Annotated in this window: 22 protein-coding genes; 9 read left to right on the top strand and 13 right to left on the bottom strand. The window is 74.4% G+C overall.

The window, feature by feature from the left end; translation table 11 throughout:
* Positions 1-80: 80 nt before the first annotated feature.
* Both AB0G20_RS06645 and AB0G20_RS06640 read right to left on the bottom strand, forming a co-directional pair.
* On the bottom strand, positions 81-1,412 hold the full coding sequence (locus AB0G20_RS06645; RefSeq protein ID WP_361296775.1) for a hypothetical protein: 1,332 nt from the start codon (positions 1,410-1,412) through the stop codon (positions 81-83).
* A gap of 109 nt (positions 1,413-1,521) precedes the next feature.
* Positions 1,522-2,697, bottom strand: coding sequence for an FAD-binding oxidoreductase (locus AB0G20_RS06640; RefSeq protein ID WP_361296772.1), 1,176 nt, complete (start codon positions 2,695-2,697; stop codon positions 1,522-1,524).
* A gap of 247 nt (positions 2,698-2,944) precedes the next feature.
* Between AB0G20_RS06640 and AB0G20_RS06635 the strand changes: the two genes are divergently transcribed.
* The 5 genes from AB0G20_RS06635 (at position 2,945) to AB0G20_RS06615 (ending at position 6,061) form a co-directional block, all read left to right on the top strand.
* On the top strand, positions 2,945-3,337 hold the full coding sequence (locus AB0G20_RS06635; RefSeq protein ID WP_361296769.1) for a sortase-dependent protein: 393 nt from the start codon (positions 2,945-2,947) through the stop codon (positions 3,335-3,337).
* Positions 3,334-3,948, top strand: coding sequence for a class F sortase (locus AB0G20_RS06630; protein WP_361296766.1), 615 nt, complete (start codon positions 3,334-3,336; stop codon positions 3,946-3,948). Before AB0G20_RS06635 ends, AB0G20_RS06630 begins: the two co-directional genes overlap by 4 nt.
* On the top strand, positions 3,945-4,436 hold the full coding sequence (locus tag AB0G20_RS06625; protein WP_107456362.1) for an RNA polymerase sigma factor: 492 nt from the start codon (positions 3,945-3,947) through the stop codon (positions 4,434-4,436). Before AB0G20_RS06630 ends, AB0G20_RS06625 begins: the two co-directional genes overlap by 4 nt.
* Entirely contained in the window at positions 4,420-4,959 is a 540-nt protein-coding gene (locus tag AB0G20_RS06620; protein ID WP_361296762.1) for a hypothetical protein, read from the top strand. The genes AB0G20_RS06625 and AB0G20_RS06620 overlap by 17 nt, the downstream gene beginning before the upstream one ends.
* A 241-nt stretch (positions 4,960-5,200) precedes the next feature.
* Positions 5,201-6,061: a putative RNA methyltransferase gene (locus AB0G20_RS06615; protein WP_361296759.1), complete on the top strand. Its 861-nt coding sequence runs from the start codon at positions 5,201-5,203 to the stop codon at positions 6,059-6,061.
* On the opposite strand, the gene AB0G20_RS06610 is transcribed toward AB0G20_RS06615, so the two are convergent.
* The 6 genes from AB0G20_RS06610 to AB0G20_RS06585 form a co-directional block, all read right to left on the bottom strand.
* Entirely contained in the window at positions 6,058-6,741 is a 684-nt protein-coding gene (locus tag AB0G20_RS06610) for a DUF4328 domain-containing protein (RefSeq protein ID WP_361296756.1), read from the bottom strand. The two genes, AB0G20_RS06615 and AB0G20_RS06610, sit on opposite strands and share 4 nt — an antisense overlap.
* 4 nt (positions 6,742-6,745) lie before the next feature.
* Positions 6,746-7,108, bottom strand: a complete 363-nt coding sequence (locus AB0G20_RS06605) for a DUF952 domain-containing protein (RefSeq protein WP_361296753.1) — start codon at positions 7,106-7,108, stop codon at positions 6,746-6,748.
* A complete protein-coding gene (bla, locus tag AB0G20_RS06600) occupies positions 7,105-8,187 on the bottom strand; it encodes a class A beta-lactamase (protein ID WP_361296751.1) in 1,083 nt (360 codons plus the stop codon). Before bla ends, AB0G20_RS06605 begins: the two co-directional genes overlap by 4 nt.
* A gap of 15 nt (positions 8,188-8,202) precedes the next feature.
* Complete coding sequence (locus tag AB0G20_RS06595; protein ID WP_361296748.1) at positions 8,203-8,754, bottom strand: TerB family tellurite resistance protein; 552 nt, start codon at positions 8,752-8,754, stop codon at positions 8,203-8,205.
* Positions 8,755-8,945: 191 nt separating this feature from the next.
* Positions 8,946-10,874: a hypothetical protein gene (locus AB0G20_RS06590; RefSeq protein WP_361296745.1), complete on the bottom strand. Its 1,929-nt coding sequence runs from the start codon at positions 10,872-10,874 to the stop codon at positions 8,946-8,948.
* A 71-nt stretch (positions 10,875-10,945) separates the two neighbouring features.
* Positions 10,946-12,202, bottom strand: a complete 1,257-nt coding sequence (locus AB0G20_RS06585) for a serine hydrolase domain-containing protein (protein ID WP_361296742.1) — start codon at positions 12,200-12,202, stop codon at positions 10,946-10,948.
* A gap of 928 nt (positions 12,203-13,130) precedes the next feature.
* On the opposite strand from AB0G20_RS06585, the gene AB0G20_RS06580 reads away from it, so the two are divergent.
* Entirely contained in the window at positions 13,131-13,493 is a 363-nt protein-coding gene (locus AB0G20_RS06580) for a DUF1304 domain-containing protein (RefSeq protein ID WP_361296739.1), read from the top strand.
* A gap of 1 nt (position 13,494) precedes the next feature.
* On the opposite strand, the gene AB0G20_RS06575 is transcribed toward AB0G20_RS06580, so the two are convergent.
* The gene (locus AB0G20_RS06575; protein WP_361296736.1) at positions 13,495-13,905 is read right to left on the bottom strand and encodes a DUF5994 family protein; all 411 of its coding nucleotides are present in this window, start codon (positions 13,903-13,905) and stop codon (positions 13,495-13,497) included.
* A gap of 294 nt (positions 13,906-14,199) precedes the next feature.
* Here AB0G20_RS06575 and AB0G20_RS06570 point away from each other — a divergent pair, with 294 nt between their 5' ends.
* Both AB0G20_RS06570 and AB0G20_RS06565 read left to right on the top strand, forming a co-directional pair.
* On the top strand, positions 14,200-14,574 hold the full coding sequence (locus AB0G20_RS06570; protein WP_361296733.1) for a DUF6479 family protein: 375 nt from the start codon (positions 14,200-14,202) through the stop codon (positions 14,572-14,574).
* A gap of 40 nt (positions 14,575-14,614) precedes the next feature.
* Positions 14,615-15,076 (top strand): hypothetical protein, encoded by a 462-nt coding sequence (locus AB0G20_RS06565; RefSeq protein WP_361296730.1) that lies wholly within the window; start codon positions 14,615-14,617, stop codon positions 15,074-15,076.
* On the opposite strand, the gene AB0G20_RS06560 is transcribed toward AB0G20_RS06565, so the two are convergent.
* Positions 15,070-15,801, bottom strand: a complete 732-nt coding sequence (locus AB0G20_RS06560; protein WP_361296727.1) for a carboxypeptidase regulatory-like domain-containing protein — start codon at positions 15,799-15,801, stop codon at positions 15,070-15,072. The two genes, AB0G20_RS06565 and AB0G20_RS06560, sit on opposite strands and share 7 nt — an antisense overlap.
* 720 nt (positions 15,802-16,521) lie before the next feature.
* Complete coding sequence (locus tag AB0G20_RS06555) at positions 16,522-18,204, bottom strand: glycoside hydrolase family 13 protein (RefSeq protein ID WP_361296724.1); 1,683 nt, start codon at positions 18,202-18,204, stop codon at positions 16,522-16,524.
* A 294-nt stretch (positions 18,205-18,498) separates the two neighbouring features.
* On the opposite strand from AB0G20_RS06555, the gene AB0G20_RS06550 reads away from it, so the two are divergent.
* Complete coding sequence (locus tag AB0G20_RS06550; RefSeq protein WP_361296721.1) at positions 18,499-19,434, top strand: LAETG motif-containing sortase-dependent surface protein; 936 nt, start codon at positions 18,499-18,501, stop codon at positions 19,432-19,434.
* A 250-nt stretch (positions 19,435-19,684) separates the two neighbouring features.
* Here the strand turns inward: AB0G20_RS06550 and AB0G20_RS06545 are convergent, their stop codons facing one another.
* Both AB0G20_RS06545 and AB0G20_RS06540 read right to left on the bottom strand, forming a co-directional pair.
* A complete protein-coding gene (locus AB0G20_RS06545) occupies positions 19,685-20,659 on the bottom strand; it encodes a nucleoside hydrolase (protein WP_361296718.1) in 975 nt (324 codons plus the stop codon).
* Between the two features lie 101 nt (positions 20,660-20,760).
* Entirely contained in the window at positions 20,761-21,300 is a 540-nt protein-coding gene (locus AB0G20_RS06540; protein ID WP_361296715.1) for a YceI family protein, read from the bottom strand.
* Positions 21,301-21,330 lie beyond the last annotated feature (30 nt).

Genomic DNA, 21,330 nt, shown 5'->3' with positions numbered 1-21,330 from the left:
GCCGTCTCGGTGGGAACGGGTGCGGAACGAAGGCGGGCAGGGCAGCCGGCCTCGGCCGGGCAAGCAAGATGGGGGTCGGGTCACATGTGGCGGGGGTGCGGGCCCTCGCCGCGGGAGCGGCGGCGGTCCCAGGGGCGCAGGCCGGCGGGCGAGGGGCCCTCCAGGCCCGCGCGGAACAGCCCATGGGCGATGCGCCGCCGCGCGGCCGTCTCCAGCGCGTCCCGCAACGGGCCGTCGCGCAGCACCGCCTCGGGGCCGAGCAGGCTCTCCACGGCGGCGAGCGCACCGGCGGTGTCGCCGTGGTGGAGGCGTTCGCGGACGCCGGGGAGGCAGTCGGGCCGGCGGTGTGCCTCGTCGACGGCCCGCAGGCAGGGCAGCGGCGGTCCGCCGAGGGCGGCGAGCAGTTCCTCCCGCCGGATCTCGGCCGGGTCGTGGTCGAGGGCGGCCAGGGCGCCGTCGACCAGGCCGATCCGGTGCCGGGCGCCCCGGCACTCCACCACCCGTGGATCGCCCGCCCGCTCCGGCAGACCGGAGGTGCGCTCAACCCCCAACGCCGAGGCGACCAGCGGATGCAGGCGCCCGGCGTCGATCGCCCCGGCCCGGACCAGCTCCAAGTCGGGCAGCACCCAGGTCGCCGCGTCGGGCAGCACGGGCAGCGAGGAGTCGGGGGCACGCGTGTACGACATGGCGGTCTTCTCACCGCCGTCGGACACGTCCAGGACGAGCCGGTGCCGTGCCCCGAGCCGTACGCAGACCCTGCCGCCGGAGCGTCCCTCGGCCCGCAGCAGGATCCCCGCCTCGGCCGCCCACCGGTCCACGGCACACCGGTGCCCGGGCGGCAGCAGCCCGGCGAACTCCGGGCCGCCCGCCGCACCGCCGTCGCCGGACCGCGCCCGCAGCTCACCGGCCCGGCGCGCGTCCCACAGGTGGCGGTGCAGGTCGAGCCGGAAACGCCGGCTGGGGCGGGGGTGCGGATGGCGCCGGCCGGTCTCCCGCGTGTGGGACGCGTCCCACAGGGCGAGGCTGATCCGCTGACCGGCGTCCGCCCAGGCCGGTGGCGTCCGCACCACGAGGTGCAGCGTGCCCGCGGTGCCGTACCGGGCCAGGGTGAGGGTCAGGCCCGGCCGCAGCAGCCCGTCGGGGGCGATCCTCGGCATGTGCCAGCGCAGTAGGTCGGGGGCGAGGTGCCGGAGGTCGGCGCGCAGCCGGGCGGCGACCTCCCGGCCGTGGCGCCGCGCCACGAGACGGGGCTGGAGGTCGACGTCGATGTGGGCGGCGGCGCAGGCGCCGGCCCAGTCCCCGGCACGGCGGCGCGCCGTAGCGGTCTCGATCATGGAGGGCGGCACGGCGTATTCGCGCACGCGCGGCCAGAAGGAAAGCGGGAAGTCCCCGTTCGCGAGGTCGGTGGGCATCAGCACTCACCTTGCGCGGACGGGTCCCCCAATCTGTTCATGGAGTGAGTCGTCATCGCGACGGATGCTAACGGCCCCGACTCCCGCGCGCAGCCGAATATTGCGCGCCTCAGACGATGTGCGACTCGGGCCGGATCCCGGCACCGGAGCGGAACCGGTCGGCGCTGAGCGGGCCGACGTCGACGCAGGGCGTGCGGTCCAGGCAGAGATCGCGGACGATCTCGCCCACCGCCGGCGCCTGGAGGAAACCGTGGCCCGAGAAGCCGGTGGCGTAGAGGAAGTTGACGACCTCGGCGGAGCGGCCGATGAGCGCGTTGTGGTCGGGCGTGACTTCGTAGAGCCCGGCCCAGCCGCCCGCCGTCGCCATGCCGGCGAGGGCGGGGGCTCGGTGGCGTACGGCCTCGCGGAACAGCTCCAGCCACTCCGGGGTCCAGGTGGTGTCGAAGCCGTCGGGCTGGGCGGGGTCGGCGAGGCCGAACAGGAGGCCGTCGTCGCTGTTGTGGAAGTACGCCGAGGACGAGAAGTCGATGGTGAAGGGGATGCGCGGGGCGGATGGCACGAGCGGGACGGTGAAGGCGAGTTGGCGGCGCACGGGCCGCACGGGGAGGGGCACGCCGGCCAGGTCGCCGATGTGTGCCGACCAGGCTCCGGCGGCGCAGACGACCGTGGCGCAGTCGATGCGACCACGGTCGGTGTGGGCGGCCGTGATCCGGTCGCCGGCGGTGTCGAGGCCGGTGACGGTGGTGTGCGTGGCGAGGACGGTCCCGGCCCGGGCCGCCGCCCGCGCGTAGCCCTGGACGACGAGTCCGGGCCGGGCGTGGCCGTCGGCGGGCGAGTGGGCGGCGGCGACCAGCCCGTCGGTGCTGACGTAGGGGCACAGGCGGCGGGCCTCTTCGGGGCTGATCATGCGGCTGGGGACGCCGAGGGAGTTCTGCAGCCGGACACCGGCCTCGAAGTCCGCTGCCTGCTTGGCGGTGGTGAGCAGGAAGAGGTAGCCGACGGTGTCGAGCCGGATGTCGGCGCCGGGGCGCTCGGGGAAGTCCCGGAAGGCGCGCAGACTGCGGCTGCCCAGTTCGATGTTGAGCGGGTCGGAGAAGTGCGCCCGTACGCCGCCGATCGGTTTGCCGGAGCTGCCGCGGCCCAGCTCGCCGCGTTCCACGACGACGATGTCCCGCACCCCGGCCTCGGCGAGGAGGAAGGCGATGGCGGTGCCCATCACGCCGCCGCCGATGATCACGACGTCGGCGGTGCGGGGGACGGTGGGGAAGACGGGGGAGGAGGTCAACGGGCCATCCCTTCCGGGGTCCTGCGCGTCGGAACCCCCGTGCACGCCATTGCACGCCATTGCACGCCATTGCACGCCATCGTGCGCCGCCGCGGCCTCCGGCGTCGACGGGCCGGACGGGGTCCGTCCACCCTCCGACGACTTTGCCATCTCTTTACAACCTGTCCGGGCTCCGCCTCGTCTCTCCGCACGATCTGTCACCCAGCCCGCCGACCGTCGGGCGGACCGACGAAGGAGTGCGATTCCCATGCGCCGAACTGTCCTCAGCGCCCTGGCCCTCGCGGGCACCGCCGTACTGATGGGCACGGGGCCCGCGTTCGCGGACGGGGCGGCGACCCCCACCCCGGCCCCGGCGTCCGCCGCGCCCACCACCCAGCCGGAGAGCGCCGAACCGACCAGGACGCCGGATCCGACCCGGGCGCCCGAGCAGACCCGCCCGGCGCCCAGCGCGGAGCCGACCCGGGCGCCGGCCGAGGACCAGGTCTCCGTCGTGCCGAGCGGCGCGCCCGACACCGGTGTGGCGGCGTCCGAGGCCTCCGGGACGGGCGGCACGGCGATCGGCGCGGGCGCCGCCGCGGTGCTCGCCCTGGGCGGCGGCACGGTGTTCGTCGTACGCCGCCGCCGGGCGACCGGGGCATGAGCTCGTTCTCCAGGCGCGCGTTCACGGCCGGGGCGCTGGCGTCCCTGCTGACGGCGTGCGGGGGCCACGCGACCACCGCACCACGGGCGACGGCTACGTCCCGGCCGAGTCCGGTCAAGGGGGCGCGGTCCCTCGGCCGTTCGGCCCCGGTCCGGCTGCTGATCCCGGCGATCGGCGTCGACACCCCGGTCATCCGGCTGGGCCTGGCGGCCGACGGCACGGTTCGGGTGCCGCCGGTCACGGCCCACGACCGGGCGGGCTGGTACCGGCACTCGCCGACGCCCGGCGAGACCGGCCCGTCGGTGATCCTCGGCCATGTCACGGTCGGCCCGTACGGCGACGGCGTCTTCCGTCATCTCGCCCGGCTGCACCGGGGCGAGAGGATCGTGGCGCGCCTGGAGAACGGCACGGCGGCGGAGTTCGCCGTCACGGCCGTACGGACCGTCCGGAAAACGGATTTCCCGGCGGACGACGTCTACGGGAACGTGGACCGCCCGGAGCTGCGGCTGATCACGTGCGGCGGAGCGCGGACCGGCGACGGTTACGCGGACAACGTGATCGTGTTCGCGGCGCTCAGCGGCACCGAGTCCCCCACCCCTGGAGAGCGTTGAAACGGTCCCGCGAGAAGGCAGCGTCCGAGCTGTTCGCCGCCCTCTACCCGCGCCTCGCCGGCTGGTGCCGCCGGCTCGTCGACGACGACGGGACGGCCCACGAGATCGCCTCGGAGGCGTTCACCCGGCTCTGGGCCCGCTGGACGTCCGTGGAGGAGCCGCGCGGGTTCCTCTACGTCACCGCGGCCAACCTGGTCCGGGACCACTGGCGCAAGCTGGAGCGCGAGCGCCGGGCCCTGCACCGCGTCACCTCGGAAGCCGCCGTACGCCCCCACCCGGAACAGGCCGACCCGTCGGTGCGGCTGCTCGTGCAGTCGCTGCCGGAACGACTCCGCGTCCCGATCCTCCTCCACTACTACGCTGACATGCCGATCCGGGAGGTGTCCGCACTGACCGGGCGCAAGGAAGGAACCGTCAAGGCCGACCTGCACGCGGCCCGGGAACTGCTCCGCGTCCATCTGAGGAGAAGCCTTGACCACACGCCTTGACGGCGACCCGGGCGACCCCGAGTTCGCCCCCGACGACCCGCTCGCCGTGATCCTGCGCCCCTCCTCCCCCGACTACCTGGGCGCGCCCCCCGGCCAGTACGAGACGATCCGGCGCCGGGCGGGCCGCCGCCGACTGCTGCGCACCGCGGCCGGGGCGGGGCTGTGCTGTGTCGCGGCCGTCCTCATCACGCTCCCGCTGCGCCACACCGCGCCCGAGCGCCCCACGACTCCGACGATCCCGATGGCCCCGCCCACCTCACGCACGGCACCGCCCACGCCCTCGCAGTCCCCCACCCAGGCGCCGTCCCCGTCCGCATCCCAGTCCCGCGTATCGCCCCCGGGCACGCCCCGCCCGAGCACCGACAACCCGCGCACGCACGGCCCCGGCACCCACGCCTCCGACGAGGCGACCGGCCCGGCGGCCGTGTCCCGCGCCCCGTCGGCCACACCCACCTCGCTGCGGCCCGTCCCGTCGGCGGCCCGCCCGAGCACGGATCAGCGGGCGGCGGACGGCAGCCGCTGACCGGCGCCGGCGGGGCCCGGTAGCCTGGCCGGATGGCACTGGCATGCAACGCCCTGCCCCACTGCTTCCTCTGACGCCGCGGTGAGGACGGCGACGTGAGTCGCTCACGTCGCCGTCCTCGGCGTACCCGCCCCCCGGATGCCGGTTCACGGCAGCCGGCCGGCGGGCGCCGACGTCTCACCGTCCCGCCCGCACGCGATGTGCCGCCTCACCGCGGTGCGCCGCGTTCCGAGGAGCACCCATGCCTTCCGAGCGACTCCTGTCCGTCCTGACCTGCCCCCTGTGCCCAGCCGCCCTCGAACACACCGGCGGCGCCCTGCGGTGCGCGGGCCGGCACACCTTCGACATCGCCCGCCACGGATACGTCAGCCTGCTGACCGGCCACCGGCGGGCCCCGAGCGCGGATTCCCCCGACATGGTCCGCTGCCGCGCCTCGTTCCTCGGCGCCGGGCACTACGACCGGCTCGCCCGCACCCTCGCGGACCTCGCCACGCGACTGGCCCCGCCCGACGCCACCGTCCTGGACGCCGGAGCCGGCACCGGCCACTACCTCGCGGCGGTCCTGGACGCCCTCCCCCGGGCCCTGGGGCTGGGGCTGGACAGCTCCGTGCCCGCCCTGCGCGCTGCGGCCCGCGCGCACGCCCGTGCGGAGGCCGCGGGCTGGGACGTGTGGCGGCCGTGGCCCGTGCGCACCGGCTGCGCCGACCTCGTGCTCAACGTCTTCGCACCCCGCAACGGCCCCGAGTTCCACCGCGTCCTGAGCCCGGACGGGGCGCTGCTCGTCGTCATCCCCACCGCCCGGCATCTGCGCGAACTGCGGGCGTCCGTGGGGCTGCTGGCCGTCGATCCCGCCAAGGAGGACCGTCTGCACCGGACTCTGACGGCGCACTTCCGGCACGAGCGCGCCGAGCCGCTGGAGTACGCGATGAGCCTCACGGCCGAGGAGGTCGCCGCCCTGGTGGCCATGAGTCCGGCCGCGCATCACGTCGACGCCGCGGAACTGCGCCGCCGGGTCGCGGAGTTGGAGGCACCGGTGCGGGTGACCGCCTCGTTCGTCGCGTCGGTGTACCGGCCGCGTCGGGGACCGCGTCAGGGGGCCTAGACCGCCTGGTCGGGCTCGGCCATGTGCCGCTGCTGGTCCGTCGTGAGCGTGTGGACCATGAGGGCGGCGGCCCCGGCCGCGGCCACGATCACCAGGTCGGCGGCGAGCAGAGGCAGGACACCCCTGTAGGCACGGGCGATGACCTCGTCCGTGTCGTCGGCGTAGATGAGTCCCACGCCGCCGGCCAGACCGGCCAGCCACAGGCCCCACCACCAGTTCACGACCGCGGGCAGCCGCCGCTCGGGGAAGACCGTGCGGTGGACGTCCGCGACGACGCCCCGGGGTATCCACAGGTTCACGACGGGCACGACCCAGCCCAGCCAGAGCCAGGGGTAGCTGTAGCGCGGGTCCAGGCCCGACAGGGCCTTGGCGTTGTCCCGCACCCGGTCCAGCCAGAACAGGAACGCGATCGCGCAGACGGCCGTGACGGCGCTGCCCACGGAGTCGACCAAGTGGTAGGAGTCCTCCAGGGCGTTCAGCGGACGGTGCACGCCGCCGCCCTGGTCGGGCGGGCCGGACGCCGGCTCTCCCGCCGCGGCGAGCCGGAGATGCCAGACCGCCCGGGCCACCCAGGCGATTCCGGCGAGGGCGAGGGCCGCGATGGCGCATCGTGCCGCTCGTCCGACGGGGCGCGGGTCGGGGGCCGGGGCGGCGGTGAGGGGGGTTTTCTGTTCGGTCACCCCGTCATCCTGTCGTACGCAGGTCCGAGGCCCGGCCCTCGTGGTCGAACCGCACTTCGAGGACGTGGTCGACGGCGTCCCGGTCGAGGGGGCCGAACACGTGCGGGAACAGGGTGTCCCCGGAGACCCCGGGCGGCGGGGCGGGGGCCGCCGCCTCCCACTCCACCCTGGAGGTGAGGCGCGCCTCGTCGAGGGCGAGCACCAGCAGGGGCCGGGGCGCGTCCCGGTAGAAGGCGTTGACGACGGCCAGCGTGGTCGCCTCGTCCGGGGAGCAGTGCACGAAGCCCTCCTCGGCGAGGGAGGCGGGCGCGTACGCCCGGTCGGTGGCGGTGGTCCAGACGGTGAGCGGTACGACGTGATAGATCATGGCCCCGTTATAGACGCCGACGGGAGCCCCGGGAGCTTCAGGGCGGCGACGGTCCGCCGGGTCGCCTCGGCGATCAGGGCGTCGGAGGGTTCGGTTGCGTAGCCGGGCCGGTCGGTCATGACGGCCAGGACGAGCGGCCCGGTGCGGGGCGGGTGGACGATCGCGATGTCGTTGGCCCGGCCGTAGTTGCCCGTGCCGGTCTTGTCGGCCACCTTCCAGTCCCCGGGGAGCCCGGCCCGGATGCGTCGGGCGCCGACGTCGGTGGCGTTGCGCGAGAGCCAGTCCATGAGGAGCCGGCGTTCGCGGGCGGGCAGGGCGGTGCCCAGTACCAGCTTGCGGAAGTCGGTGGCGATCGCCTGCGGGGTGGTGGTGTCGCCGGGGTCGTCCGGCGGTACGTCGTGCAGTTCGGGCTCGTAGTGGTCCATACGGCTCGCGGTGTCGCCCAGCCCGCGCAGGTAGGCGGTGAGCTGTGCGGGGCCGCCGATGTCGCGCATCAGGAGGTTGCCCGCGGTGCCGTCGCTGTAGCGGACGGCGGCGTCGCAGAGCTCACGGAGCGTCATCCCGGTCGCGACGTGCTTGCCGGTGACCGGCGCCGTGGAGCGCAGGTCGGCCTCGGTGTAGGTGACGCGGCGGTCCAGGCCGCTCAGGGAGCGGTAGTGGAGGACCGCCGCCGCGGCCAGCGCCTTGAACGTCGAGCAGAACGCGAAGCGTTCACCGGCCCGGTGGACGACCGTGGCGCCGGTGCCGGTCGCGAGGGCGTAGACGCCGACGCGGGCGCCGTACTCGCGCTCCAGATCCGCCAGCCGGGGGCGGTGGACCGGGGGGCTGGTCGACGGCCCGCCGCCGGGCGTGGGGGTCCGGCTCGCACCGTCGGCCGGCCGGTCGTCCGTGCCGCAGGCTGCGAGGGGAAGCAGGGCCGCGGCGGCCAGGAGGGCACGGCGGGTCGGGGCGGTCGGGTCGGACGCCGTCGCCGTCTTCACCCGCACGGCCCGCACCTCCGCGCTGCTGCCCGCCGCCGACGCCGTCATCGGCACGGCGGCCCGCCTGGCCGTGGACGCCCTGCGCTCCCTGAGCGGCACGGCCCGGCTCGCCGATCAGAGCTGGAACTCGGCCGGAGACACCCCCAAAGACGCGCAGGCCTCGCGCAGGACCATCTGCTCGGCCTGGGAGAAGTCGCCGTCGGAACCGGCGATGACGATGCCGGTCTGGATCACGGCCCTGGCCTCGGTGGGCTTCTTCGCGGCCTTGGCGATCTCCTGCATGGCCTCAGCCTTGCCGAGCTGGAAGTTGGCGATCAGCTGGTCCACATGCTTGTTGAAACGCTGCCGGAGCTGCTCCGGCGGGAAGTTCTGCAGCACGTCGTTGCTGAGGATCATCGACTCGACCTGCTGGCGCTCGGCCGGATCCACCTGCCCGTCGGCCGCCGCGACCAGGGCGCACATCGCCATGCTCGCGTCCCGGTACGCACCGCTCTTCAACTCGTTCTTCAGCGAACCGAGCTGCGTCTTCAGCAGACCGACCAGCTGGGCCTTGCCGCCACCGCCGGACCTCGTCCCGCCGCTGTGCCCACCGGTCGTCGCGCCCCGCCCGCCCTGCCCCTGCTGGAGAGCCTTGGCCTGGTCCTTGAGCCGGTCCCACACTGCCATTGAGGTCACCTCGGTACTAGTCGGTATCACCTGGCGCACCCGCTCACGCGCGCACACCCGTCCAACGTCCGACCCGCAGGCAAAGGTTCCGCAAAGGCGAAACGGAGACTGCCCGCACCCGGAAGGCGGGTGCGGGCAGTCTCCGTGACGGAAGCCGTGACGCAGGCCGTGACGGAAGCCGTGACGGAAGGTCAGGCGCTGTCGCGTGAGCGCGGCTTCAGGCGCGGTGCGAAGCGGAACGCCGCGAAGCCCACTGCGGCCAGGGCCGCTGCCGCCGCCAGCAGGAGGCCCATGCCGCCCGCACCGGTGGAGGCGAGGCTGCCGCCGTCGAGGTCGGTGGACGTGCCGCCCGTGGTCGAGGTGCCGTCGCCGCCGGTCGTGCCGGAGGTGCCGGCGCTGGTGGACGGGCTCGGCTCGGCGGAAGGGCTCGGGTCGGTCGTGGGGCTCGGGGACGGGGAGCCCGACTCGTCGCCGGGGCCGGGCTCCTCGGAGGCGTCGTCAGCGGGGACGACCTCGACCGCGAACTGGGTCATGGCGTCACCGACCGACGCGGCCACGGTGTACGTGCCCGTGCCCTCACCGGCGGTCAGCGCCGGGGCCGTCGCCTTGCCCGAGTCGTCGGTCTTCACACGGACGACCCGGTCCTCGCCCTCGAAGCGGGGAGCGTTCTCGGCCGTGTCCTCGACGCGGAACTCCACCTCCGTGCCGGCCGGTGCCGTCTTGCCCGACTTGACCACGCGGGCGAGCAGCGCGTCGGCGAAGTCCTGCCCCTGCTCGGCCTTCTGCTGGTCGCCGCCGGCGGCGCTCACGACGTACGGGGACTCCTTCACCCGCACGGTGAAGGCCGTCGTCGCGCCCAGAGTCTCGGCCCGGACGGTGAACGAGCCCTCCTTGCTGCCGCTCAGGTTGATCCACGGCGTCTGCGCACGGCCCTGGGCATCGGTCGCCACGACGGTCTCGTCGTCGTCGGGGCCGCCGGTGAGGTAGAAGAGCGGCTTCAGGCCGTCCGGGTCCTCGATGGTGTACGTCACGGACGCGTCCGCGACCGGCTTGCCGTCCTTGCCCCGGGCCACCACGGCCAGCGGCTTGACGTCGGTGCCCGGCTGGGTCGTCACGTCGGTGCCGGTGACCTGGGCCAGCCGGTCGACGGGCAGGCCCCGCCACTGCAGGACGATCCGGCCGGGGCCGCCGGGCGCGTTGGCGCCGCCCTCGGCCACACCGGAGTTGACCGGGTCGCCGGAGGGGGCCCAGAACGGGTCGTTCTTCTCCGGTGCCTCGTTGCCGCTGCCGACGACGAGCCGGGCGTCGTCCACCCGGGCCGGTTCGGCGTAGCTGGAGCCGCCGCCACCGCTGCCGGTGGTGGGGTCGTTGCCGGTGGACGAGCCGGTCTCGGCACCCGTGCCGCCGCCACCGCCCGCGTAGCCGGCACCGCCGCCGCCACCGCCGTAGCGGCCCGCGCCGCCGGCCCCGCCGGCCCCGCCCTTGGCGTGGTCGGCGCCCGCGGCGCCGTTGCCGGTGCCCGCACCGCCCTTCGCGCCGGTGGCGCCCTTGCCGCCACGCCCCTTCTCCAAGGCGTCCTGGCCGGACTCACCACCGGCGGCGCCCGCCTGGCCGTGGGCGATGTCGCCGCCCCCGCCGCCACCGCCACCGGCGACGACCAGCGCCGAGCCGCCGCTGGTGCGGATGGCGCTGCTGTTGCCGCCGCGGTCGGCGAGGTTGCTGCCGCCCTTGCCGCCGCGGGCGTCACCGGCGTTCAGCCCCGCGACGGCGATGCTCAGCGCCTCTCCGGGGCTGACCTTCAGGGTGCCGGCGACGAAGCCGCCCGCGCCGCCGCTCGTCATGGAGTTGCCGCCGCCGCCCTCTCCCCAGGCCCGTACGTCCAGGCCCGTCACGCCGGACGGCACCGTGAACTCCTGCTTCGCCGTCGTCGGATCGAACAGCCGGCAGCCGGAGAAGCCCTCCGTCGGTGTGCACGCCTTCCCGGCGAGCGCCGCGCTGCCGGCGGCCGTCGCGGCCGGCGCACCCGTCAGGGCGGTGCCGGCGGTCAGCGCCGCTAAGGCCAGGGCCGCGGCGCCGCGCCGGAATCCGGCGCGGCGCAGCACGGCAGAACCGTGATGCATCAAGGATCTCCCCAACTTGTCACAAGCTCCCCCCCGGGAGCCATGAATCACTCGATCAGAATCGAACACGACTAGTGGGACAGCTGATCAAACCTGAGGCTCTTGGTCAACCGAGAATGGTTGATTCCGGACGCGGGGACATCCGTGCAGAGCGCGCGGACGACATGCGCGGCGACGGCGTTGTCGATCGGGTGCGGCTTCGGGCGGCCGTTCTCGTCGAGCTCCTGATACTTCATCAGGTTCTGTGCGACGGCGACCTGGTGCTTGCCGTCACGGCTGGACAGCGCGATCGTGCCGGCGCCGAACACCGCCCCGTCGTGGCCCCAGAAGCGGCCGCAGCCCGGCAGTTCGAGGGAGTAGATGCCGAGGCCGTAGTCCACGCCGGAGACGGGGACCGTGCGCGTCATCTCGTCGAGGGACGCCTTGCCGACCAGCTTCCCGCCGAGCAGGGCGCGGTAGAAGCGGTTCAGGTCGTCGGTGGTGGAGACGACCGAGCCCGCGGTGGACGCCCACGACATGTCGTAGACGCTGAAGTCGCGGGGCGGGTCGAGCAGGCCGAACCACGACTCGTACATCCGCGGGTGCGGGCCCTTGATGTACGGGGTGCGCGGCAGGTACGTGTGGCGCAGTCCGGCCCGGTCGATGACGTGGCGGGTGAGGTAGGGGCCGGTCTTCTGGCCGGTTGCCTTCTCCAGCAGCAGCCCGGCGATGACGTAGTTGGTGTTGGAGTAGGAGCCCGGCACCGAGCCGGGGCGTCCGGTGGCGGGGGCCGCGAGGCCCATCCGGACCAGTTCCGCGGGGCGTATGGAGCGGAAGCGTTCCTCCTCCAGGCTGGCCGGTGAGTTCCGGGTGAGGGAGGGGAAGGCGCCCGCGACGTAGTCGCCGATGCCGCTGGTGTGGTTCAGGAGCATGCGGACGGTGATCTCCCGGCCGCGCTCCCCGGGTATCAGGTCCGGGAGGTAGTCGCCGACGGGCGCGTCGAGCCGGATGCGGCCGCGTTCCACCTGCTGCATGATGCCCACGGCGGTGAAGGTCTTGCTGATGCTGCCGACCCGCTGCCGCATGTCCGGCGTGACGGGCCGTCCGGTGGCCACGTCGGCCAGCCCCGAGGCGCCGGTCCACCGTTCGCCGCCGTCCCGGACGGACGAGAAGACGCCGTACATGCCCGCCTCGTGGACGGCGTCCAGCGAGTCGCGCAGGGCGGGTCCGTCCAGGGAGGCGGCGTCCCGGGCGGTGGCGGTGCCGGCGTGCGCGGGGGCGGTGAGTACGGCGGTGGTCGTCAGCAGGGTGGTGCCCAGGACGGTTCCCAGGAGCCGGGCGATGCGCAACTGCTCTTCCCTTCCTTGGTGTTCGAGTACGTCGGTTTTTGACAACGTCGTGTTCGAACAGGTCGGGATCATCGTCTTGGGCGGCGAACGGTCCTTACATCCTTCCGAGGGATGATCGAAAACCGGCCGCGGGGTGCGGCCGCGGCTGAACGGGCGGGCCAGGCCCTGCGGGCAGGTGAGACGGCCGAGGCGTGTGGGCGACCATGACGACGGCACGGTCTACGGCACATGGGCGGACGACGGGCCCATGGGCAAGCTGCCGGGGTCGCCTTACCGACGGCCGTGACCAGCCGCGCGGGCACAGCGCGGCGCGCCCGCGAGGCGGCGCAGGCGGAGGGAGCGGCCTCCGGACACGACAGCGGCGAGCAGCCGGACGGCGGCGGGTCACCGGCGGCAACGGGCCGGCCGAAGCCACTGCCCCGACCGCGGTCACCACCGGCGATCACGGCGACGGCGTGGCCTCCGGGCGGTCGGGCGGACGACGCGTTCTACGGGCAACCGGCCACGAGCAGGCAACCCGGGCGACGGAACGGTCACCGACGACCCGGCACCGGGCGGAACGAAGCCGGGGCACCACCCCAACGGCAGTCAGTCAGCCTCCGGGCACGAGCACCGCAAGCAGGCAACCGGTGCCCGGCATCGGGTGCGGGCAGCGCCGCGTGCTCGGTGAACGCCTGCGGATCCGCGGGGCGAACCCGCATCGCACTGGGGTCGTCACCGGCCGAGCAGCGGTACGGGGACGGGGCCCCGGCCTCGTCACCAGGGGCGGCCTGCGGGAAAGCCGGGTCCGGCTCCCGAGCGGCACACGCGGGGACGCGACGGCCGGACCCGGCCTTCCTCTGGGCGCAATCTGCCACCCGGCGACTGGCGGCGCCTCCCGGGAGGGCCCGAACGAGGACGGGCGGGGTGAGCCTGTGATGATGAGCGCATGTCGACCGTCGCCACGCTCGCGGTGCTGGCCCTCGCCGCGCTCCACGCCTACATCCTGGTGCTGGAGATGTTCCTGTGGACCACCCCGAGGGCCCGGGCCGCCTTCGGCACCAGCGCCGAGTTCGCCGCCGAGACGAAGGCCCTGGCGGCCAACCAGGGCCTCTACAACGGCTTCCTCGCCGCCGGTCTGGTGTGGGGCGCCGTGGCGTCCGACCCGGTGGGCTTCCAGGTCTCGGTGTTCTTCCTGGTGTGCGTCGCGATCGCGGGGCTCTACGGCGCCGCGACCGCCAGCCGGAAGATCCTCTTCGTCCAGACCGTCCCGGCGCTGGCCGCCCTGGCCCTGGTACTGCTCGCGCGCTGAGTCAGACGCCCTGCGTGACGGCCCGCTCCATGAGCCGGACGGCCTCCGCCTCCTCGGTGGCGGGCGGCACCACCAGCAGGTCCCAGCGGCCGCGGCCGGGCGTGAGCAGGCAGACGGTGTGCGGGGCGGTCGGCGAGTCCGTGCGACCCACGTGCACCTCCTGACCCGCGACGACCATCCGCTCGGGGCAGTCCGGCCACGTGTCCCCGTTGACCAGGACGCTGCTGATCAGGCCCCAGGAACCCGGCAGTCCGCCGAGCAGCCCGGGCAGTTCGGCGGCGAGGTCGTACGAGCGGGGCCACCACGCCCCGTCGATGCGGCGGGCCGTGCGGCCCTGGCGAGGCTGGTCCGCGATCCGTAGCCGGGCCTCGGACCGACGGACGGACGGCGGGGGTGAGGAAGCGGACGTCATCGTGGGGCTCCTGCTGCGGTGGGGGTGCGTGGCCAGGAGGTGGCTGAGCCGCGAGCCCGGTGGAGGGAGAGGTCCTGGGAGTGCGTGGAGCACCCGGGGCGAGACCGGTTCGGCCACCGGTGTGCGACATACCCTCGGTTCCTCCACCGTACCCCGCAGGGCGGTACGGAAGCCGGGGCCGCCCGCACCGCCCGTCGTCGGTCACGGGCCGTAGCGGCTCTGCGGTGGGGTGCCCGGTATGACCGGTGGGGCATTCCGGGCGCTTTATCGCATTCCGTCGGTGATACTTGGGGCATGAATACGGCAACGTATGCAGAACTGGCGGCGTCGTCAGATCACGCGGTCGCCGTGACCATCGCCTTCGTCGGCGGGCTGATCGTGGCCTGTGCTCTCATCTGGGCCGTACGGGTCGGGATGCGGGTCATGGACAAGGACACCCATCACCCCTCCCCGGAGGAGCAGCCGCACGTCCCGGACACCGGGCCGGTCCGCGAGATGCGGGAGATGCGGGAGCCGGATGACATGCCGGTCGTGACGCGCGAGGGCCAGCGGCTCATGCCGCACGAGCTCCACCACTCGAGCACCAGGACCGGGAAGGACCAGAAACCGCGCCGTTGGTCGCCCGGATCCAGCGGATCCTTCGGCGGCGGCGGACTCGGGCGCACATGACGCCGTGAGGGCGTGAGGCCGTCAGGACCAGGGAGACGACATGGCTGCCCGCCACCGGACGCGCTGGGCGTCGGGGGCGGCAGCCCTGGCGTTCTCCCTGGGTGTCGTCCTCGCGGGCTGCGGCGACGGCGGCCCCGCGGACACCACCCGCAGGGCGGAGTCCGCGGTCGGGTCGCTCGCCTCGCAGGCCTCCGAGGCCGGGCGCCGGCTCGGCGACATCAGGGACGGCATCGACGTGAAGGACGACGTGCGGCTCGGCACGCCCGGCGTCGGCTCCGACGACCGGGCCCGGGTCGAGGTCACCGTCGGCAACACCGACGACGCGACCCGATCCTTCGCGGTACAGGTCGACTTCACCGACCCCGGCGGCGAGCTGCTCGACACGGTCGTCGTCATCGTGCGCGACGTGCCGGCCGGCGAGTCCGCCACGGCCACCGCCCGCAGCACCCACGGCCTGGCCGGGGACGTCCGGGCCGAGGTGGCCCGGGCGCTGCGCTACTGACCGGAGCGGGCCTCCTCCGTCACCGAGATGTCGATCTGCTCGCTCATCGCGCTCACCCCGTTCAGGGTGGCGACCGCCTGGAGCCGGTTGGCGCCCGCCGGGAGGCCGAGGCCCGGGGTGCAGGTCCAGGTGCCGTCGGGGGCGGTGGTGGTCGCGCAGGCCTCCCTGTCGTCCTGGTCACGGACGGTGACCTGCGCGCCGGGGTGGGCGGTGCCGGAGATCTCCGGCCGGGCGGCCAGCGGTACGCCGGACAGCGGACGGGTCAGGGTCGGCCCGGCCAGACCCACGGTCACGGCACACCGGCCGACGGCCCGCGGCACACCCCGGGCGTCGGTGACCCGCAGGGAGCAGCCCCGCAGCCGGGTGCCCGGAACGGCATGCGCGGGTACGGCCAGCACGAAGGGGAACACCCGGTCCTGCCCGGCCGCGCCGCCGGAGACGGTGTATGTCGCGCTGCGTCCGTCGGCGGCGACCGAGCCGCGGTGGCCGGACGCGTCGAGCGGTGTGCCGGTCACCCGCGTGCCCCGGGGCGCGATCAGCGTCAGCGTGGCGCCCTCGGCGGCCTCCTGGACGCCCGCGACCTCGACGATGCCCTCCCGGCCGGGTGCGATGGTCGCGGCACCCCACGGCCCGCCGTCCCCGGCCGCCGCGGGCGCGCCGGGGAACGCGAGCACTCCCGCCAAGACGGCCCCCGCCACGGCTGCTGTCCTGCTGTACCTGTTCATCGCGGGCGGGGCTCCCTGTACGGACGTCGCCGGCACTCTGCCAGCGATTCTCCGGGGCGTTCCGCCCGACGGCGCGCACAGGTGGACCGCCCGGGTGGCGGGCGACAGGCGCCGTCACGAGCACGTCCGCCGCCCCGCGCCCCATGGGGGCTAGCGGCCGAGCCACACCGCAGCGTCCGGGCCGGCGCCGGGCGATTCGGCCGGTGGCGCAAAGGTGAGCCGCGAATGGCGGGCCAGCAGGCCCCGTCAGGACCCCACCGCCCCACGCCCAGGTCCGGGCCCAGACGGGCGATCCGGCCGATGGCACGCACAGATGGACCGCACAGGTGGCGGGGCAGCAGGCCCGTCAGGATCCCGCCGCCCCACGCCCGGGTCCGGGCCCAGACGGGACGACCCGGCCGACGGCGCGCACAGATGGACCGCCCGAGTGGCGGGGCAACAGGCACCACGAGGACCCCGCCACCGCCCCGCGCCCCCTTGCGGCCTAGCCTCGAGCCACACCGCAGCGTCCGGGCCGGCGCCGGGCGATCCGGCCCGTGGTGCGCACAGGTGAGCCGCGCGAGTGGCGGGCCAGCAGGCCCCGTCAGGACCCGCCGCCCCATGCCCAGGTCCGGGCCCAGACCGGGCGATCCGGCCGATGGCACGCACAGATGGACCGGGCGAGTGGCAGGGCGACAGGCGCCGTCACGAGCACGCCCGCCGCCCCGCGCCCCGTGCGGGTTAGCGGCCGAGCCACGCCGTGGTGTCCGGGGCGAGTCGGCCGTCCTCCAGGGGTGTGCTGGTCAGCAGGACCTCGCCGGCCGGCAGGTCGACCGGCGCGTCGGACAGGTTCGTGACGCAGCGCCAGCCCTCGCAGCGGTCGAACCGGAGCACGCCGTCCGGGGCGTCCGCCGCCCAGGTCAGCTCCTCGCCGTCGAGGAGTTTGCGGCGCAGCCGCAGGGCCGTGCGGTACAGCTCCAGGGTGGAGCCCTCGACCCCGTCCTGGGCCTCGACGGCGTAGGCGGCGAAACCGGGCGGCTGCGGCAGCCAGGCACCGCCGGGCCCGAAGCCGTACGACGGTCCGCTCGTCGTCCACGGCAGCGGCACACGGCAGCCGTCGCGGCCCTTGCGGACGTGGCCCGTCTGCTCCCAGATCGGGTCCTGGAGCACCTCGGTGGGCAGGTCGGCGACCTCGGGCAGGCCGAGTTCCTCACCCTGGTAGACGTACGCCGAGCCGGGCAGCGCCAGCATCAGCAGCGTGGCCGCCCGGGCCCGGCGCAGCCCGGCCGCCTCGTCGACGGCCGGGGCGTGGCCGCCGGCGAGCAGCCAGGCGTTGAGGTCGGTGCCGGGCGGCAGCATCAGTCGGGAGGCGTGCCGTACGACGTCGTGGTTGGACAGCACCCAGGTGGCCGAGGCGCCCGCCGCCCGGGCGGTGGCGAGCGAGTCGGTGATGACCTGCCTCAGCTCCTCCGCGTCCCAGCCCGCCTGCAGATACTCGAAGTTGAAGGCCTGGCCCAGCTCGTCCGGGCGGGCGTACAGCGCACGCCGGGCGCCGGGCACCCACGCCTCGGCGACGGCCATGCGGGGCGGGCGGTAGGCGTCGAGGATCTTGCGCCAGTCGCGGTAGATCTCGTGCACGTCGTCGCGGTCGTAGAAGGGGTGGGTGCCGGGCGGCATCGCGGTGAGTGCCTCCTCGCCGCTCAGCTCGGGGGCGCCGAGGTCGCGCAGAGGTTCGCTCAGGTCCTTGACCAGGGCGTGGGCGACGTCGACGCGGAAGCCGTCGACCCCGCGGTCGGACCAGAAGCGCAGGGTGGTGCGGTGGTCGGCGCGGACCTCCTGGTTCTCCCAGTTGAGGTCGGGCTGCTCGGGGGCGAACAGATGGAGGTACCACTGGCCGTCGGGCACCCGCTTCCACGCGCTGCCGCCGAAGACGGACTGCCAGTCGGTGGGCGGGAGTTCGCCGTGCTCGCCGCGGCCGTCGCGGAAGACGTAGCGGTCGCGGGCCGCCGAGCCGGGCCCCGCGTGCAGCGCCTCCTGGAACCACACGTGCTGGTGCGAGGAGTGGTTGGGCACGATGTCGACGACGACCTTCAGCCCGAGGCGATGGGCCTCGGCGACCAGGGCGTCGAAGTCGTCGAGGCTGCCCAGGCGCGGGTCGACGTCCCTGGGGTCGGCGACGTCGTAGCCGCCGTCGGCGAGCTCGGACGGGTAGAAGGGGCTCAGCCACAAGGCGTCCACGCCCAGGGCGGCGAGGTGGGTGAGGCGGCGGGTGATGCCGCGCAGGTCACCGAGTCCGTCGCCGTCGGCGTCGGCGAAGCTGCGGGGGTAGATCTGGTAGACGACGGCCTGGCGCCACCAGTCGGGGTCCCGGGACGACAGGTCGAGGGTGGAGCGATCAGTCACGCGGTCTCCTTCGCAGGGCATACGGGCGACAGCATTGAATCTGTCCAGAATGCCGGAAAAAGGAACCATCGCGTTGATCGGAGTGATCCATTCCTGCTGTGATGAAAGTGTGATGGCAGCGCAACTTCCTTTGCATTACCGCAGGTTGACAGCGTGCTGCGGCGCCGCCACGATGGGGTCCACTGAGGCGCATGTGACCAATGAGCCCAGTGTTTCTCAGACCACTCACCCCCCGGTGCGGCCCGGCAGCCGCGCGCCGCGCGCTGCCCGCATGCCGTCACCCGGGTTCGGCACACGCCAAGAAATGGGATACGCATGTCCATAGCGAGACGTGTCACCGCGCGACGCCTGCTGGGGACGGGCGCCGCGGCCCTCGCCCTCTGCGCAGCCTCCGCCACCACCGCGTTCGCCACCGGTACGCCCGGCGGGGACGGCTGGTCGTCCGGCGGCAGCTACAAGCCCGGCACGGGCGCGGGCACGGAGACCGGGACCGATCGCTGCCAGTTCTCGCTCGACGGCACGAGTTTCCACGACTCGGTCAAGGTCGACGACCAGAACCTGAAGCCGACCGACGACGGCAAGGTCCACATCAAGGTCCGCACCGCCGGTGACGCGGCCACCTGCACGGCCTCCCTCGCCTCCTACCTCGCCCACGGCCCGACGTTCGCGACCTCCGGCGAGCAGATCTTCGTCGACTTCGACACGGTGACGGTCAAGCCGGGCGCCACCGACTCGCTCGACATCGCCATCCCGGACAAGGGCTGCTTCGGGCAGATCGACCTCTACCGGGGCGCGGTGAAGTTCGACGGCGAGCTCGACGCGAAGGATGGCTTCGAGCACGGCGAGCTGCCCAAGGGCCCGGACCGCCCGGTCATCAAGGACAAGCTGATCGCGGCCTGGAACGGCGGCACGAAGGAGTGCACGACCCCGCCGCCGGCGGAGGAGGAGCCGCCCGCCTCCACGCCGCCCGCGACCCCGTCCGAGCCGGCCGAGGAGACGACGCCTCCGGCGACCCCGTCCGAGCCGGCGGAGCCCTCGACGCCGCCGTCCTCCGACACGGACACGCCCACCCCGAGCGCCTCCGAGTCGACGCCCGTCGCGCCCAAGCCGAACGGCGGTGGCGGCGACCTCGCCGAGACCGGCGCCGACAGCAGCACCGGCCCGATCGCCATCGGCGCGGCGGCCCTGCTGGCGGGCGGCGCGGCCCTCGTCGTCGCGACCCGGCGCCGCGCGGCCAAGCGCAACGCGTAGGACCTAAGGAACCCGAAGACGCCCGAGGTGCTGCCGTCCGGCGGCGACAGCACCTCGGGCGTTCTCATGCCCGCGGTCGGACCACGGCGGCCGTCTCGCTCCGCAGGCTCGTCGCCTTGCGCAGCAGACTCCGCATGACGGCCATCAGCATCGCGAACGCCGCCCCCACGGCGACGAGCGCGACCTGGACGTACGCGACCCCGGCGATCGCCACGTTCGCGTACGGCGTGGCGAAGGGCTCGTAGGCAGCTCAGGCCTCGACCGTCGCCAGGTACAGCTTCACGTAGCGCTCCACGTCCACGTCCAACCCCACGTCGACCAGGGGCTGTTCGCGTGTGCCCTCGTGGAGTTCCGACTCTCCGGGCCGGGGACGGCGGTCCACGATCGTCATGCCGCGCGTGGGTCCGGGCGCGAGGGAGACGTCCACCGGGAGGCGATGGGTGGTCAGGCCCTCCGGGTCGACGACCGCGCACACCGCACCCGCGTCACCGAGACCGCCGGACGTCTCGGAGGGGTCGTCGGGGCGGCTGTCCGGATGGGCCGGACGGTGGGCGAGCAGCTCCCCGGCCAGCCGCGCCCCCGGCTCACCGCTCGCGCGCAGCCTGCGCACATCCGCCGCGGGGACCACGACCCGCGTGAACACGTCCAGCCCGTACATCGTGATCGGCACCCCGGCGGTGAGCAGGATCGCGGCCGCCTCCGGGTCGTGCCAGACGTTGAACTCCGCGACGGGCGTGGCGTTCCCGACGGCCGCGGCGCCCCCCATGAAGACGATCCGCTCGATGCCCCGGACCACCTCCGGATGCGTGCGCAGGAGCAGCGCGATGTTGGTGAGGGGGGCCATGGGGATGAGGGTGACCGGACGCGGGGAGGCGAGGATCTCGCGCCGCAGCAGCGTCACCGCGTCGACGTCGGCCGGCCTGCGGGTGGGCTCCGGCAGGCCCAGGTCTCCCATGCCGTCGTGCCCGTGCACGTGCCGCGCCGAGCGGGGAGCCTCGATCAGCGGCCGCTCGGCGCCCCGGGCGACGGGGATGTCGGGGGCTCCGGCCTGCTCCAGCACGGTCAGGGTGTTGCGGACGACGCCGTCCACGTCCGTGTTCCCGGCCACGCAGGTGATCGCCCGCACGTCGAGCGCCGGGTGCCGTACGGCGAACAGCAGGGCGAGGGCGTCGTCGACGCCGGTGTCGCAGTCGATGATCACCGGGATGCGCTGACCGTCCGTCACGGCGGGGACTCCTTCCGGTTCCGCGGGAAAGCTCCGTGACAGCGACCTTACGGCCCGGGCCGCGGCCCGCCATGACGAGGTCGAGGACGATGCCGCCCCCGTCAGGACCGGCGTATCGCCGTGACGTCGAACTCCAGCGTCACCTTCCGGCCGACCATGCCGCGGGCCCCGCTGACGCCCCAGTCCTCGCGGTCGACGACCGTCCGGCCCGTGAAGGCGGCCCGGAAGGCGCCCTGCGGGTCGCGGCCGGCTTCGGTCAGTTCGAAGTCCACGGTGACCTGCCTGGTCACGCCGCGCACCGTCAGATCGCCGGTGACCTCGAAGCGGGTCCCGCCGGTCTGCTCCACGCGGGTCGAGGTGAAGGTGAGGGCGGGGTGGGCGGCCGCGGCCAGGAAGTCGCCGCCGCGCAGATGGTCGTCGCGCTTGCGGTTGCGGGTCTGCACGCTCGCCGCCCGGATCGTGAGCCGGACGGCGGACTCCGACGGGCTGCCCCCGTCCAGCCGGGCGCCGCCCTCGAACGCGTCGAACCGTCCGCGCACCTTGCTGACCATCGCGGCCCGGGCGGTGAAGCCGATGCGTGTGCGGGCGGTGTCGAGGACGTAGTCACCGGTCAGTTCGCCGAGTGCGGTCGCAGTGGTCATGATCGCTCCTGAAGGACGAGGGGTGATCCC

Source organism: Streptomyces sp. NPDC024017 (assembly GCF_040638895.1).
Lineage (GTDB): Bacteria > Actinomycetota > Actinomycetes > Streptomycetales > Streptomycetaceae > Streptomyces.
The sequence above is the reverse complement of the archived record's forward strand: the minus strand, read 5'-3'. Positions and strand labels throughout refer to the sequence as shown.

What these genes read in the sequence shown, in the direction of transcription:
- AB0G20_RS06645 (WP_361296775.1), bottom strand. Translation starts at nt 1,412, where the DNA reads ATGCCCACCGACCTCGCGAACGGGGACTTCCCGCTTTCCTTCTGGCCG.
- AB0G20_RS06635 (WP_361296769.1), top strand. Translation starts at nt 2,945, where the DNA reads ATGCGCCGAACTGTCCTCAGCGCCCTGGCCCTCGCGGGCACCGCCGTA.
- AB0G20_RS06630 (WP_361296766.1), top strand. Translation starts at nt 3,334, where the DNA reads ATGAGCTCGTTCTCCAGGCGCGCGTTCACGGCCGGGGCGCTGGCGTCC.
- AB0G20_RS06615 (WP_361296759.1), top strand. Translation starts at nt 5,201, where the DNA reads ATGCCTTCCGAGCGACTCCTGTCCGTCCTGACCTGCCCCCTGTGCCCA.
- AB0G20_RS06605 (WP_361296753.1), bottom strand. Translation starts at nt 7,108, where the DNA reads ATGATCTATCACGTCGTACCGCTCACCGTCTGGACCACCGCCACCGAC.
- AB0G20_RS06595 (WP_361296748.1), bottom strand. Translation starts at nt 8,754, where the DNA reads ATGGCAGTGTGGGACCGGCTCAAGGACCAGGCCAAGGCTCTCCAGCAG.
- AB0G20_RS06590 (WP_361296745.1), bottom strand. Translation starts at nt 10,874, where the DNA reads ATGCATCACGGTTCTGCCGTGCTGCGCCGCGCCGGATTCCGGCGCGGC.
- AB0G20_RS06580 (WP_361296739.1), top strand. Translation starts at nt 13,131, where the DNA reads ATGTCGACCGTCGCCACGCTCGCGGTGCTGGCCCTCGCCGCGCTCCAC.
- AB0G20_RS06575 (WP_361296736.1), bottom strand. Translation starts at nt 13,905, where the DNA reads ATGACGTCCGCTTCCTCACCCCCGCCGTCCGTCCGTCGGTCCGAGGCC.
- AB0G20_RS06570 (WP_361296733.1), top strand. Translation starts at nt 14,200, where the DNA reads ATGAATACGGCAACGTATGCAGAACTGGCGGCGTCGTCAGATCACGCG.
- AB0G20_RS06565 (WP_361296730.1), top strand. Translation starts at nt 14,615, where the DNA reads ATGGCTGCCCGCCACCGGACGCGCTGGGCGTCGGGGGCGGCAGCCCTG.
- AB0G20_RS06560 (WP_361296727.1), bottom strand. Translation starts at nt 15,801, where the DNA reads ATGAACAGGTACAGCAGGACAGCAGCCGTGGCGGGGGCCGTCTTGGCG.
- AB0G20_RS06555 (WP_361296724.1), bottom strand. Translation starts at nt 18,204, where the DNA reads ATGCCCTGCGAAGGAGACCGCGTGACTGATCGCTCCACCCTCGACCTG.
- AB0G20_RS06550 (WP_361296721.1), top strand. Translation starts at nt 18,499, where the DNA reads ATGTCCATAGCGAGACGTGTCACCGCGCGACGCCTGCTGGGGACGGGC.
- AB0G20_RS06540 (WP_361296715.1), bottom strand. Translation starts at nt 21,300, where the DNA reads ATGACCACTGCGACCGCACTCGGCGAACTGACCGGTGACTACGTCCTC.